Here is a 14569-nt window from a genome sequence, read left to right as displayed (position 1 = left end):
GATTAAGCGCTTCCGACCGGTTGGATAACTCTTTCTGCCTTCAGAAATGCGTCAACGACTTCCGGGTTCCACTCGATGCCTGCGCTACGCTCGATCTCTTCCAGTGCGATTTCGCGCGTCGTCGAACTCTTCCAAGCGGCGCCGTTCATCATCACGTCGAACGCTTCGCATAGACCGATGATTTGGGCGGCGGTGGGAATTTCGGGTCCCTTCAGACCTTCGGGGTAGCCCATCCCGTTCCATCGCTCGTGGTGGGATCGGATACCAGGAATGGCGGGCACGAGGAAATCGTAGGACTCGACCAGCTTGACCGAGTATTCGGCGTGACGACGCAGAACGTCCAACTCAGCTTCGGATAGCTTGCCAACCTTGCTGAGCAGGGAGCCGTCGAGTTTGGTCTTTCCGACATCGTGAAGGAGCGCCGAGTAACGGAGGCGAAGGAGTTCCTCTTCGCCAAGCCCAAGTTCCTCCCCAGTGGCGACGGCGTAAACGGCTACGCGTTCGGCGTGCATACGTTCGCCGGGTGCGTTGAGGTCAAGGGCGTTTAGCAGGGCCCGGAGGGTTTCGTTGCGCGCCTTACGAGTTTCGTTGTCTATTTCCATTTCTCCCAGCTCTCCGAGAGTTTCGCTTTCAATCCGTCGAGAACCCGCGAGCCGGCCTCTGGACGCCATGAATGATAGATTGTTTCATCGCATCGAGGATCAAGCCAGATCGCATCTTTCTCGATTCTTCCAATAATCTTAAGCCTTCTGAGTTCTTTTGCAAACCCATCAGGCTTGCGGCTGGGCAGGACCAGGGCGTAAGACTCAACTCCTTTCCCAGATCCTGACCCCGAGCCAAGCTCACAAAGGGTCGGCCGTACCTCTGCACCGGCGGGAGCCATGGCCTCACACCAAAGGCGGACCGTTTCGGCGGGGATGCCGAGGATGCGATGCAACGGGATTCTGGCGAGTTGGTCCGCGCGATAGTGAAGGAGGACACTTTCCAGGCTTAGCAAGCTGACTTTGTCGATGCGGACGACACGGGCGAGAGGATGTCGTTTGAGTTTGGCGATGAGGTCTTTCCTGCCGACGATGATTCCGGCTTGGGGACCGCCTAGTAGCTTATCGCCGCTGGCGATCGTCAAATCGGCACCAGCGGCTACGCTTTGGGGCAGGGTTTCGATGCCCTGGATTCCGTAGCGCTCGAAATCGACCAATGCTCCGTTGCCTTGGTCGTGGATGAAACAAACTCCATTCGCTTTTGCCGCTTTGGCGACCTCGTCGAGAGATGGAGATGCCACGAAGCCGGTGACTTCGTAGTTCGAGGGATGGCAAAAGAGAAAAGCGCCGGTTTTTGAGTTAATGGCGTCGACGTAGTCGGACACGTAGGTCTTGTTGGTGGTACCAACATCGACAAGGCGGCAGCCGCTGGCGCGCACGATGTCCGGCATTCGGAAGGAGCCGCCAATTTCGACGCTTTGACTACGGCTGAGGAGTACCTGCTTGCCTTTTGCGATAGCGGTCAGGGCGAGGAGGACGCCAGCCGCGCCGTTGTTGACGACTAAGGCGTCTTCGGCTCCGGTTAGCTCGCACAGGAGTTCTCGAACGTGCGTTTGGCGGTCGCCTCGTTTTCCGTACTCAAGGTCTAGTTCCAAGTTGAAATAGGCGTTGCCAAGAATCGGCGGTTCGAACGGGGCACGCCCGAGGCCGGTGTGAAGAATGACGCCGGAAAAGTTGTGGATCGCTTGTAGAGAAGGCGTCGTGAGGCGGAGGGCTTCCGCTGCGGCCAGGCCCCTGATATCGGGCTTGCCACCGTCGGCAATTTCGCCTCGGGCAGCGGCTATCGCGGATTGAGAAGCAAGGATTCGGATGCGCTCGGGAAAGGGTGCTAGTTCCGGACTCGACGCCAATTCGGTCACACTCGGCAGTGAGCGGTAGTCCGGCATAGGTTCATTTTAACGGATGGGGCTTCGTTCCTACTTCCAAAACCTAGGCGAATCCGTCATAGTAATGGAGAGAAAGCAATGCAAACACCTCCGCCATTTCATGGGTATGAAAGCCAGATGCCGCCACAGAAGCCGAAGACGAACGGCTTGGTGATCCTGTTTGCCGTTCTTGGCGTTCTGTTGATCTGCTGTGGCTTACCGCTTGGATTCCTTGGTTACTTTGGATACAAAGGCTTCCAGGGTGCCGTCAACATGGGCGGATGCTTTGCCAATGCAAAGCTGATGTCGGATGCCTTGGACAGCTATGTGAAAGCTCACGATGGTAAGTTGCCGAGTGCGGAGACCTGGCAGAGCGACATCTCGCCGTACATCAAGCACAGCGAAAAGGCGGATAAGTCTCCTCTCAAACTTTGGAAAGCGAACGGCGAATGGTCTTGCGAGGACGGTGGCGAGAAGACGGGGTTTGCGTTCAATGTGGATGCTTCGGAAAAGAAGGTGGCGGACCTGTCGAAGAAGGACCCGAACACTGTCGTCATCTTCGAGACCAAGACGGTGGCCTTCAACCAGTCAGCGGCTTTCAAAGAGTTGCCTTATTCCGAAAGCCCAAAGATTCTCAGCGGCATGATCGATGAGCGACGAGGTTGGATTTTGCTGAACGCCACCGGCGAGCTAATGACGCGAGACAAGAAGGGGCGCCTTCGCAACATGGGCAAGAACTTCAACTTCGACGATTCCTTCGACGAGGGATCGGGCGTGAAAATTAAGGGCGGCATTAGCAGCGGATCAAGTGATGATGGGATGAATAAGGACTCAGATACCGGTAGTTCCACCAATTCTTCCGACGATAATTCGAACTAAGGTCAGTATACTGACGTTAACGCTTATGTCTATGAATAACTTGCCGTTCGCCGCCTTTGGCCTTCCCGGTGGCTCCGAAATCTGGGTCATCCTCGTTTTGGTCGTGCTCCTGTTCGGGGGTGCGAAGATTCCACAGTTGATGCGAGGAGTGGGTCAGGGTGTAGGCGAGCTCAAGCGCGGCTTGGAAGAAGGAAAGAAGGCTTTCGAAGATTCCAGCAAGGATGACCCGAAGAAAGACGAAAAGAAAGAGGACTAGCGAGCAATGCCTGGGTTACCCGGTGGAAGCGAATGGATCGTCATTGCTTTAGTCATTCTCCTTTTGTTTGGCGGGGATAAGCTGCCCGAACTGATGCGAGGCATTGGGCGAGGCGTCGGCGAACTCCAGAGAGGGCTCGAAGACGGCAAAAGAAAGCTCGAAGAAGCGATTCACGACGAAAGCAACCAGTAAACTTCCCAACGAGGAAGTCTGGTGTCTGATCAACCTACGCTGAAAGTCTGGACCAATCACGACCTCGATGCCGAACGGCTCGACTGGTTGCGTGAACACATCGCCCCCCATCACCTGATCGTTTCTAACCAAGATCGGGTCAACAATCTCACCGCCGGAGGGAGGGACGAAGAGTGCGTGTACGCCGATATCGCTTTCGGCCAGCCATCGGTCGAAGACCTGATGGCCTCAACTGACCTTCAATGGGTCCACATCACGAGCGCGGGTTACACCCGGTACGACCGAAGCGATCTGCGCGAAGCCCTGCTCGCCAACGGGATTGCGTTTACCAATAGCTCGTCGGTTTACGACGACCCCTGCGCGCAACATGCGTTGGCCATGATGTTGGGGCATAATCGGCGAATCATAGCGAGTGCAGAGAGCCACCGAGAGGGCAAATGGACCTACGACGCCTTGCGTCCGATCGAGAGAGTCCTGGGCGGTGAGACGGTTTTGATCGTCGGATATGGTGCGATCGGGGTTCGACTGACGGAGTTGCTATCGCCGTTCGGGTGCGAGATTCGAGGTGTGCGACGACAGGTCTCAGGTGATGAGCCGGTGCCGACCTTTGCTATTGCTGAACTCGACGAGCACTTTGGGTGGGCGGACCATGTGGTGAACCTTTTGCCCGCAAGCGAGTCTACAACGCGGCTTTTCGATACGCAGCGGTTCGGACTGATGAAGCCGGGAGCGGCGTTCTATAATGTTGGCCGCGGCGATACGGTAGATCAGGATGCCCTGGTCTCAGGCTTGGAGAGTGGGCATGTTGGGGCGGCGTACCTCGACGTCACTTCACCCGAGCCGCTGCCTGAAGATCATCCGCTTTGGCGCGCGCCTAACTGCCTGATCACCCCTCATGTGGCTGGAGGGATGCAGAATGAACAGGATGTTCTACTGCGTCATTTTGCGCGGAACTTCTCGCGGTTTCTGGACGGGGAGCCGCTGACTGATCTGGTGCGGTCGCTGAATTCTTAGGGGCGGGGAGGGCCATCTGGGAGAGGGTGAGATCGCGCCAATCGCGTGAGCGCTTGGACTGCATTTCGTCGAACTTATCGAGCAATTCCTTCTTGCCGAATTGAACGATGGCGGGGCGAGCGTCGGCTCCGGCATCGGTGATCATGGTCGGATCGATGCTAACGGCGTGGCTTCGAGTTAGGTTGACGCGGGCGATCCAGTAGTCGGGGCGGGCAATGTTTAGCCCAAGGGTGATGAACACCATCGCGCCATAGACGACCTTGCCGATTTTGTCGAGTTGCCACTTGGTGCCGTAGATGAGGTAGGTCACGAAGAGGACCAGCAACCAGAGCATGCCGGCCCCGACGTAGACGCGGAGCGGGGAGAGCCCATAGGCACCGATGTAAAGCTTGAGGCGGAAGGCGGCGGAAGCGAGAAGGAGCATCAGAAGGGCAACGACGATCCAGATGACGATGTTGACGCCTTTGCGAATAGTGGTGGACAGGTTGCGGAGGGCATATTGCCCGAAGACGACGAGGGGAAGGCAGATTCCCGCCACGGTGACGATTTCTAGAAAGCCGCGGCGGGCATAGTCTGCGTAAGTCAGGCCTTGGGTGAGCTGAACCACGGAGTTTCCGCCGAAAAGGTAGCGGACCTGGACCAGGGCGAAGAGAAGGAACATCGCGGAGATGAGGCCGAAGAAGGTGATGAAGATCGTCGCGTGCTCCGTAGCCTGACCGGCCGGTTCCTTGGGGTCCGCGGGAGTGGGGGCGTTCGGGGCCGTCATCATTGGGTACGGTGGCGGCGTTGGGCTTGGCGATAACATGACGTTAATCGCGTTGAAGATCGGCTTGGAGAAGTAGCTGAGTACGCCGGCCATGAAGCATGCGGTCATGGCGAAGATGACCGATCTCACTACGAATTGATCAGGGTCAATTTGCAGATTGAAGGAGAACATGTTGGCGAACATTGGGTCGGCCTGTCCAAGCAGGGAACCGAAGACCGCGAGGAAAGGGACGGCGGTGAGACAGCCGATCAAGGCTCCCCGGCTGATGTGGATATTTCGGTTTTTGGGGCTTTGCTTCCAGTCGATGACGCCGAGGAGGGGGAAGGCGCACCAGGGCAGAACGAAGAGAACGAGAGGAGCTTTGCCAATGCTTTCTACCAGCGAAAGGGGGCGGCTGGCGGCGGCGCGAAGGGCGCAGTAGGAGACGGTGAGGAGGACCATCCAGGTGTTGAGGGAGTCGAGGCCGCGCGAGTCTGGAACGGCATAGCCGTATATTCCGGCACAAAATGGCACGGCCAGGACCCACATTTTGAAGTCGGGAACGATTTTATTTCGCCACTTGAGAATAACTATAGCCAGAAAGAAAGCTAACGCAATCAGGCTCATGTTAAAGCCGATGTCGCCAGTGACTAAGAGTTGCTGACAGACGAGTCCGAAGAGGGTGGCGGCGGCAAAGACCGACAGGACGACCGATAATGCAACTTTCATGTTTTGGCCCGTTCTTATGCCGGACTAACGTCATGTATGGGTCGGAAGTTCCGTGCGAAATTTAGCTTTCGATCACTTTTCTGAAGAATTCGTCCAGCTTTTCGGTTGGCATGAGAGGACGTTTCGGTGGCTCGTTCGAGGTGTCGGAGAGGAGTCTGCCAACCTCTCGATGGAGCGTTGGATTTCGCGATGTATCGGCAGTTTCGATTCCTTTTCGTTTTGCTTCGAGGAGCTTTTCGATCTCTTCGCGAACATTTCCATCCGGGTAATACTCGTCGAGTAGAACCTGGAAGAGGCAAGGAGCGGGTTTTCGGTGGTCGGCGATGTAGCGCGAGCACAGAAGGGCTCGGAAGACGTAAAAGTACTTTTTGAACGGCAGTTTGTCGGCATCGACGAAGTCGCGAAAGTTGGTGGTCGCCATCGACCGGAAGTGTTGGTAGCCAGAGTGGGGATCGAAGTACTCGCGACTCAGTTCTTTAAACTCGGTGAAGAAACGGTCGTCCGTGTCGTAGCAGTCGGGAGTGGCGAGCCAGTCGTGGAGGGACGGGTTGGATTTGTGAGCCAGTTTGAGGGCTTTGCGAAGATCCCATCCGGCAAAGTCGAGGTCGTCGTCTCCGATTTCTTCGATGACGTCGCGCTTGTTCTCGATGCTTAGGTACCAGTCCTTGGGCATCCAGTAGACGAAGCGGACGTCGTAGTCACTATTGGCGGACTCGAACCCCCAGGCACGACTGCCAGACTCCACGGCGAAGAGGCACTTCGCTTCGTTTGCTTCCAAAAGGCCGTGGAGCCGGGCTCGAACTTGATCGGGAGTGATCGCGCTACACCTGTTCGAAGAAGTCGTTGCCTTTGTCGTCGACGACGATGAAGGCGGGGAAGTTTTCGACCTCGATCATGCGGATGGCCTCCATGCCGAGGTCTTCGAAGTCGATGACTTTGACGCTCTTGATGTTGCTTTGGGCAAGGATGGCGGCGGGGCCACCGATGCTACCGAGGTAGAAGCCCCCGTTCTTTTTGCAGGCGGCGGTGACGCCGGGGCTGCGGTTGCCTTTGGCGAGCATGACCATCGAGCCACCATTTTGCTGAAAAAGGTCAACGAAGGCGTCCATTCGCCCGGCGGTGGTGGGGCCGAACGAGCCGGTGGCCATTCCTTCCGGGGTTTTGGCAGGGCCGGCATAGTAGACCGGGTAGTCCTTGAAGTATTGGGGCATCGGCTGGCCATCCTCCATCATCTTGCGGACGCGGGCGTGGGCGCTGTCGCGGGCGACGATCATCGGTCCGGTGAGGCTGACGCGAGTCTTGACGGGGAATTGGGAGAGGAGTTCGCGAATCTTTTCCATGCCCATCGTGAGGTCGATGGGCACCGGCGGGGCCAGCTTGGGTTGCTCTTCGGGAAGGAATTGGGCCGGGTTGTGTTCAAGCTGTTCGATGAAGACACCTTCTTTGGTGATCTTGGCCTTGATCTGGCGGTCAGCGGAGCAACTGACACCGATGGCGATGGGCATGGAGGCGGCGTGGCGGGGAAGACGGAGGACTTTGACGTCGTGGGCGAAGTACTTGCCCCCGAACTGGGCGCCAATGTGGCAGTCTTGGGCGATCTTGAGAATTTTGGCTTCCCATTCGGGATCGCGGAAGGCGCGGCCCTTGTCGCTCCCGGTCGTCGGAACGTGGTCGAGGTAGCCGGTGGTGAGAAGCTTGAGATTTTTGGTTGCGCTCTCGATGCTGGTGCCGCCGATGACGACGCAGAGGTGGTACGGCGGGCAGGCACTGGTGCCGATCTCTTTGAGCTTGGAGCGGATGAATTCGGCCATGTCCTTCTCGTTGAGAACGGCGGGCGTGGCCTGGTAGAGAAACATTTTGTTGGCGCTTCCGCCGCCTTTGGCGACGAAGAGGAGGTTGTACTCATCGCCTTTGGTCGCCATGATGTCGATTTGGGCGGGGAGGTTGTTGCGCGTGTTGACCTCGCTGAACATCTCGGTGGGGGCGAGCTGGCTGTAGCGAAGGTTCTTTTCTTGGTAGGTCTCGTAGATGCCTTCGCTGATGGCTTCTTCCTCGTCGTAGTCGGTGAGGACGAACTGGCCCTTTTTGCCGAAGGCTATCGCGGTGCCAGTGTCTTGACAGGTGGGAAGCAGGCCTTTGGAAGCGACGACGGCGTTTTGGAGGTGGGTGTAGATGACGAACTTATCGTTGTCGCTGGCTTCGGGGTCGTCGAGTTCGCTACGAAGCTGTTGGAGGTGCTTTCGGCGGAAGAAGAAGTTGATTTCGGCGAAGGCCTCTTTGGCGAGCTTTTTGAGGACGCTTCGATCGATCTGCAGGTACTCGCGGCCGTTTAGCTGGACGGTGGAGACGCCGTCCTTACCGAGGGAGCGGTATTCGGTGGTGTCGGGGCCAAGCTGTAGCGTCGGTTCGTACTCGAAAGGCATATGTGTTCATTTTGAATGAAGGTTGACGGGAAAGACGGTGTGGGGGACGGGAAAATCGCTACGGGTCGACGTGGGGAATGGGTTTTAGGAGGAATGTTCCGCGGTCGGTGGTGGCGACGATGTCGCCTTGTTCGTCGATCTTGTCGGTTTCAATTACCCGATCCAGCGAGGGCAATGAGCCAAAGAGAGTTGTGTAGATTTCTCGGAGATCGTAGCATCGATTTCCGACCACGTAGTATAGATACGACCAATATGGCATCAACTGTCCTGGTTTACGCGCTTCGACTGGCGACGGGCTCCAAGAGTTCAAGATGTGTATTCCTTTAGAATTGATGGCGGTTACAGATGCGGTAACGGCCCCGGTGGGAACCGCGAGGCGGAGGTATTGACCTGCGGCAGTTCTTTGATAGGGGATTCGTTCCTGGAATGCCCGGCCACAGTTGATGGCGATGGTCGAGCCAGAAACGACCACATCCAGAAATCCGGTGGGCAAATGGGTGTCTTCAATGCTCAAGTCCTGACCCTTGAAGAAAACTAGGTATTTCTTTTCGTAGGGGCTAGTCGGCTGACCAATGCCGACATCGCCCAGTTCTTCGCTCGACCCGCAGAACTGAAATCGAAGATTCTTTGATCCGGCGGCCGAGTGGGGTTTCAGATCGAAGTCGTCGAAAACGATTTGGCCCGGGGAGTCGATACCGCCCAAATAGAATCCGTGCTCGCCAATGTGATATCCCGGTGAAGTGGCGTAATTCCACGCCTTCGTGCTATCGTCTATGCTCTGCTTGACTCCGTCCGGCTTCGTCATTGTTATCGCCTGGCTGCTTGGAGAACCCTGGGTGAAGGAGTATGTCTTTCCATCGCTGGTCAAGAAAACCTTTTCCGCAGTGATCGACTGTTGAATGTGGCCGTCGCGGTCGAGCACAGTCCATGTCCGATCGTCTTGAGTCAACATGCTTCCGTTTGGAAGCAGTCGGACGATCTTGCCCGGCAATTCCATCACTTGAAATTGAAGCTCGAAGATGTTGCCTATTTCTAAGTAAGGGCCGGGCAGCGGTTCGACTCTTCCCTGTAGGAAATCGCGGTCATAGGCGTCCGCTTCTTTCTTAATTTTTGCGATGCGCTGATATTCGACCCAGCGGTAGCCTCCGTAGCCGGCTAACGCAAGCGCGGCGAGCAGGAGGAGTGGGCGGAGTTTCATCGTCGAATAAGGTCATTATACGGAATGGACTGGGATGGTTCGAGGTGGTTGGGTGTTCGTTTGGAATGACCTTACATCGGCGGTTACGATTCGCTTTGCTGTCCGATTCAGCTTCGCCTCTCGGAATCGTAGACATTTCCCTACGGCGGGAACTTCGTGACGCTCGCAACTCCCATTGGGCGGGCGTCCATTGAGCGAAGGACCATTCCGATCCTGCGAGCGAGACGCTCGCAACTCCCAGCGGGCTTACCTCCGGTGAACGAAAGATCACCCACCCCGTCTCCGATTCTCAAAACCAGCCCTCCTTTCTTGAGCCTGTCACGTGGCAGTTTTTCCGACCATCGATGACCCTTTTGGGGCCGCCGTAATGGCGGGGTCGTCCCGATTCTCGCGACTCCATCGGACTTTCAATTCTTTTGGGTCTTTCCCGGGGTGCAAGCACCCCGGGCTACCTTCTGTATCCGCGACAAGGACTGCCCCTGTGGCAGTCCTTGTCGCGGGGATCAGGCTTTTGATCGTTTTGCGACAGGCTCTCCGGGGAGGGGATTTCAGCGCTCCTTCTGGGATCACTGGTAAATCCCAGCTGCGCAGGAGCCTTTACCAGTGCCACGACGATGCTTGTGCCTGACTCTCCCCTCCGTCTTCCGCTAAAAGCGGAAGACACCTCCCCGCTGGGGCGGAGCGTAGCTGGTAGGTCAACGTTGAAGATGACCTACCTCGGCACCAATTGTCGGAGACATGGGGTAGCGATTGAGTTTCAGACTACATCGAGAAGTCGCCGTAAAGGGTTTGGATGTAGTTGATTTGGCCCATGTGATAATGAAGGTTCCACATCGGGAAGCCCATAACTTCAGCCAAGGTATAGCTACCCCACGGCAGGTTCACGACGACATTGAAGTCTGACTCGGGGAGGGCGTCAACGGCAGCTTTGAATGCTTCCATGTTCTTTTGCGCGGCGGCTTCGCATTCGTCGAGGGTCTTCCAGCCTTTGCGAGTTTCCTCGTAGGCGGCAAAGCCCGAAGGGTCAAAGGCTCGCTTTTCGAGAAGACCAGGGACCCAGAGCGGGCAGTAAGCGCACTCCTGAACCTGATCGAGGGTGGATCGACCGTTTTCGAGCGGTTTCCATTCGACTTTGTCAGCCGACACTTTGCGGGCAGACTCGAAAACATTCTTCAGCGACTTTTCAGTTTCAAGGACGATATATTCCTTCAGCGTCATAGCGTTGAAAGTATACAAGTGTCTACTTATGTTGTCAACTATTTTAGCTCTTCGATCACAACGTCCAAGTCTTCAGCCTCGGACAGGGCGCGGCCGATGACGAGGTAGCTGGCACCGTCGGCGATAGCCTGTTGAGGCGTGGCAATACGCTTTTGGTCGTGGGATGCGCCTCCGGCAAGGCGGATTCCGGGAGTGACGACGAGTGGCTTGGGGCCGAGTTTGTCGCGAAGGAGCGTGATTTCGTGGGGTGAGGAGATAAGGCCGTCGAAGCCGCATTCGATGGCGAGGGAAGACATCTCGGTCATTTGGCTATCAACCGACCGGGTAACGCCGATCTGATGGAGTGACTGGTCGTCGAGTGAGGTGAGCACAGAGACGCCCATGAGCAACGGGCGATTGGGGATTTCGGCGGCGGCACGCATCATTTCGGGACCACCGACGGTGTGGACGGTAGTCATCCAGACCCCGTACTTGGAGGCTTCTTTGACGGCGAGGGCGACAGTGTTGGGTATGTCGTGGAATTTAAGATCGAGGAAGATCTTTTCCGCACCGGCGTCTTGAAGTTTTGCGACGACCGAGAGGGAGTGGGAGAGGGTTAGCGAATGCCCTATTTTGAAGCGTTTGATGTGGGGCGAAAGCTTTTGAACGGTTTTCGTGGCGACGTCGAGATCGCTCGTGTCGAGCGCGCAAATGATTTTGTCGAGCACGAAATGGAAGTTTACCCTTCGTTCAGTGCGAGGGCGAGGGCGAGGGCGAGGAGATCGCAAGAAGCCCAATGTAGCCAAGGAACCAAAGCACACGGTTCTGATCGATCTACTCTCCCGGTTCGTTCCTCGCCGACCTCTCTCAAGAGAGGTGTTTTGAAATGAGGTCAAGGTTCCCTTCCTCCCGAAGAAGGAAGGGAACGACTTCTCGCTTAGAGGTCGCCGAGGGCGCCCCAGTTGGAGCGGAGGATGTTGAAGTCCGCCACGCCAATGACTCCGTCGCCGTTGAGGTCGGCGTTGGGGTTCCAGTTGGAACTGGAGGGGACGGCACCCCATGCAGCGCGCATGGCGTTGAAGTCCGCCGTGCCGATGACGTTATTACCATCGATGTCGCCGTTAACCAGGCTAGTCGAAACGGTGGTAAACGCCGTGACGTTTACGCCGGGAATTACGCGTCGGAGGTAGGATGGGCCTTCGATGACTACGTCGTACATGCCGAACTTGTCGGTTTGGAACGAGAAGGTGCCAGTGAGACCGGTCATGGTGACCGGGTAGGTCGCGACGATCGTCGAACCCGTTCGGAGCTTGACCGTGAAGTTCTTGGTGCCGCCGAATCCATTGAGTCCGACGGTGCCGTCGATCTGCTGAACCCAAGGCTCACCGACGACACTAATGTCATCGATGATTGCGCCGTTGGCGACGACGGACGAGTCACTGGTCAACTGGAATCCGACTCGGGCGGTGCCAAGCACGCCGAGCGGAACCGTGTACGAGGCGAAGCTCGTTCCGAGTCCGGTGTAGCTGGCTTGCGGCACCCACGACGAACCGAAGTCGGTCGAGGTGGACACGTTGAGGAAGTCGTAACCGTTCTCAACGTTGATAAGTCCTTTGAAGGTGACCGACGGGCTTCCGCTCGCTTCGGCGTCGAGGTTGACGATGCCTTTGAGCCATTGGTTGGTGTTGTTGACGTAGTTCGCGCCGGGGCTGTCGTTCCACGCATGAGTGGGCGACGCGGCAGATTCGGTGCTAACGACCCACGTGGAGCCGGTCGGATCGAACATGTTTGCGCCCTCGACGTCGTCGTTGAAGGTCGTGGTGAGAGCCTTCACGGCGAAGTCATCAATGTAGACGCCGTCGTAAGTGACGGAGGAGTCGGAGGTCATGTGGAAACGGAGCCTCACGGTCTGACCGATATAGTTGGACAGGGAGGCCGTGAACGACTTGAAGACTGAACCGGACGTGCCGGTGGTCTTGGTTAACTGAGACCAGGTGGCTCCGCCGTCGGTGGAGACTTCCAGGTACAGGTAGTCGTAGTTGCTTTCCAGGTCGTAGCGCATCAGGAACGTGACGGCCATCGGCGTGGTGACGTTGACGGCGTTGTTGTAGGTCAGCGTCGAGTTGGCATTGTTGAGGTAGCTGCCGCCTGGGCTGTCGGTCCAGCTTTGGCTTCCCGAATTGGCGTAGTCGGTCGTTCTGGCCCAGGTGCCGGTTGGCGTGAACGGCGATGTCGCGCCATCCATGTTTTCGTAGACCAAGGCCGGGAGAACGGTGAACGGTCCGGCGGTGGTGATCGTCGACTCGTTGCCGACATCGTCGAGGGCTTTTACGGCTATGTAGTAGCTGGAGCCGGGGACGAGGCCGCCGATACTGGTCTTGACCGGATTGCCCGCGCCCGGAGTCGGAGTGGCGAATAGGTTCTGGGGTGCCGAGCTAAAGTTCGCAGCCGTGATGGGCGACGTGCTGTAGCGGACGTCGTAGTAGTTGGCCGCGCCGACCATGCCGTCATCGCCGGAGGCCATGAACTGCACGAGGAAGGTACCAGCCGAACGTCGGAGCAGGGTGAGGCCGCTGACGGGAGCGGGAGCCACGGAGTCGTCTTGAATGGCATTGGCGAGGTTGACTCGGCCATAAGTGACTTTTCCGTTGAGTTGCGGCTTGTGATCGCAGGTGAGGCCGAGGCGGGCGATGGCCTGTGAATAGGTCATGCTTGGGTAGAGGGCGCGGATGGTGCCCATGATGCTCGCGGCGAAAGGCGAGGCCATCGAGGTTCCGCTGTAGGTGTCGTAGCTACCGAAGGGGACCGTGCTGAGGATGTCCACGCCGGGGGCCGCGACCTGAACCTGCGCGCCGTAGTTGGAAAACGAGGCGAGCTGGTCGTTGTGGTCGGTGGCGGCTACGAAGCAGAGATTTGGCGCCTGGGCGAGCATGCCGAGACGAGCGGGGTCCTTTTCGCCGTTATTGCCCGCAGAGAGCATGGCGACGCCGTCCGCATTTTTGAGTCGGACGAAAGCGTCAACGAGGAGCTGGGTCCAGCCGTCGAGGTTGTAGGAGATGTTGATAACCTTTGCGCCGCGGATGCGGGCGTAGTCGACGGCGAGAATGAGGTCGGAGATCCAGGTGGATTGTCCGCGGTAGAAGCGGACGCCGAGAAGCTTGACGTTGCGAGACGCCGAGGCAACGCCTAACGCGTTGTTGGAGACGGCGGCGACGATGCCGGAGACGTGGGTTCCGTGGGAAAACGACGTATCGGGCGGGGTGGGATCGTTGTCATTATCAGCAAAGTCCCAACCGAGGTAGTCGTCTACGAAGCCATTGCCGTCGTCGTCGATGCCATTGTTGGGGATTTCGCCGCTGTTGACCAGGGCGTTGGCTTGGAGATCGGGGTGGCCGACTTCGATGCCGTCATCGAGCACGGCGACGGTGACGGGGCTAACGGTGGGGATGAGCGGCCAGGCTTCGGGCGCGTCGACATCGGCGTCGGGTGTTCCGCCGGTTTGGCCGGTGTTGTTAAGGCCCCACTGAAGATTGTATTGCGGGTCGTTGACCTGGTCGGGCGAGACCGGCATGTCGTACTCGGCACGCGAGACGTTGGGCAGGGTATGGAGGGCGGCGATGGCCCGATCCACGGTCATGCCTCTCAACTGCGCCTCTTGGCTGATGAAGTACCGTTTGAAGTACGGCGAGTGAATCGACGTGTCTTCGTAGAGGCCGAGTTGGTTTTCGACGGTCGCCATGCTTCGTTGGGCCATTGTGGACTTGTAAGCGACAAGGACCGTGTACGGGCGCGGGACCAGTTTGACGTTTCGAGGCGGCTTTTGGTTTGCCATGCCGTCGATGGGGCCGATGAAGTTTCGGTTCTGGGTGCCTCGACCCTGCGCGCCCGCCAAGACGGCGGCGGCGAGTCCACACCCGAGAAGCGAAGTTCTCAGGAGAGAATGAACGCTAAACATAACCTTCCTAAACCAATGCCCTCAAAGCGCGAAGGCAAAACGATAGGCGCATTATAACGGAATCTACGGGCTATG

13 protein-coding genes are annotated in these 14569 nt (G+C 57.5%); 4 read left to right on the top strand and 9 right to left on the bottom strand.

Going from position 1 to position 14569, the window contains the following annotated elements:
- Positions 1-2 precede the first annotated feature (2 nt).
- Both GC165_16065 and selA read right to left on the bottom strand, forming a co-directional pair.
- Positions 3-671, bottom strand: a complete 669-nt coding sequence (locus GC165_16065) for an HD domain-containing protein (GenBank protein MBI1334386.1) — start codon at positions 669-671, stop codon at positions 3-5.
- Positions 593-1927, bottom strand: coding sequence for an L-seryl-tRNA(Sec) selenium transferase (gene selA / locus GC165_16060; GenBank protein ID MBI1334385.1), 1335 nt, complete (start codon positions 1925-1927; stop codon positions 593-595). The genes GC165_16065 and selA overlap by 79 nt, the downstream gene beginning before the upstream one ends.
- Before the next feature lie 117 nt (positions 1928-2044).
- Between selA and GC165_16055 the strand changes: the two genes are divergently transcribed.
- Genes GC165_16055 through GC165_16040 form a run of 4 tightly spaced genes read left to right on the top strand, consistent with a single transcriptional unit; the run spans position 2045 to position 4247 of the window.
- The gene (locus GC165_16055; GenBank protein ID MBI1334384.1) at positions 2045-2785 is read left to right on the top strand and encodes a hypothetical protein; all 741 of its coding nucleotides are present in this window, start codon (positions 2045-2047) and stop codon (positions 2783-2785) included.
- A gap of 31 nt (positions 2786-2816) precedes the next feature.
- The gene (locus GC165_16050) at positions 2817-3041 is read left to right on the top strand and encodes a twin-arginine translocase TatA/TatE family subunit (protein ID MBI1334383.1); all 225 of its coding nucleotides are present in this window, start codon (positions 2817-2819) and stop codon (positions 3039-3041) included.
- 6 nt (positions 3042-3047) lie between these two features.
- Positions 3048-3233, top strand: coding sequence for a twin-arginine translocase TatA/TatE family subunit (tatA, locus tag GC165_16045; GenBank protein MBI1334382.1), 186 nt, complete (start codon positions 3048-3050; stop codon positions 3231-3233).
- A 21-nt stretch (positions 3234-3254) separates the two neighbouring features.
- Positions 3255-4247 carry a D-2-hydroxyacid dehydrogenase gene (locus GC165_16040; GenBank protein ID MBI1334381.1) on the top strand — a complete coding sequence of 331 codons (993 nt, stop codon included), beginning with the start codon at positions 3255-3257 and terminating at the stop codon, positions 4245-4247.
- Here GC165_16040 and GC165_16035 read toward each other — a convergent pair.
- The 7 genes from GC165_16035 to GC165_16005 form a co-directional block, all read right to left on the bottom strand.
- Positions 4120-5721, bottom strand: coding sequence for a DUF4173 domain-containing protein (locus GC165_16035; GenBank protein ID MBI1334380.1), 1602 nt, complete (start codon positions 5719-5721; stop codon positions 4120-4122). The genes GC165_16040 and GC165_16035 overlap by 128 nt on opposite strands.
- A gap of 61 nt (positions 5722-5782) precedes the next feature.
- Positions 5783-6538, bottom strand: coding sequence for a nucleotidyltransferase domain-containing protein (locus tag GC165_16030; protein MBI1334379.1), 756 nt, complete (start codon positions 6536-6538; stop codon positions 5783-5785).
- A gap of 4 nt (positions 6539-6542) precedes the next feature.
- On the bottom strand, positions 6543-8144 hold the full coding sequence (locus GC165_16025) for a fumarate hydratase (GenBank protein MBI1334378.1): 1602 nt from the start codon (positions 8142-8144) through the stop codon (positions 6543-6545).
- 58 nt (positions 8145-8202) lie between these two features.
- Entirely contained in the window at positions 8203-9342 is a 1140-nt protein-coding gene (locus GC165_16020; GenBank protein MBI1334377.1) for a hypothetical protein, read from the bottom strand.
- 762 nt (positions 9343-10104) lie between these two features.
- Positions 10105-10560: a hypothetical protein gene (locus tag GC165_16015; protein MBI1334376.1), complete on the bottom strand. Its 456-nt coding sequence runs from the start codon at positions 10558-10560 to the stop codon at positions 10105-10107.
- A 38-nt stretch (positions 10561-10598) separates the two neighbouring features.
- Complete coding sequence (gene pyrF / locus GC165_16010) at positions 10599-11600, bottom strand: orotidine-5'-phosphate decarboxylase (protein ID MBI1334375.1); 1002 nt, start codon at positions 11598-11600, stop codon at positions 10599-10601.
- Positions 11477-14494 (bottom strand): S8 family serine peptidase, encoded by a 3018-nt coding sequence (locus GC165_16005; protein MBI1334374.1) that lies wholly within the window; start codon positions 14492-14494, stop codon positions 11477-11479. Before GC165_16005 ends, pyrF begins: the two co-directional genes overlap by 124 nt.
- Positions 14495-14569 lie beyond the last annotated feature (75 nt).

The sequence above is a fragment of the Armatimonadota bacterium genome, assembly GCA_016125185.1.
GTDB lineage: Bacteria > Armatimonadota > Fimbriimonadia > Fimbriimonadales > Fimbriimonadaceae > Fimbriimonas.
This window is presented reverse-complemented; position numbering and strand designations above follow the sequence as displayed.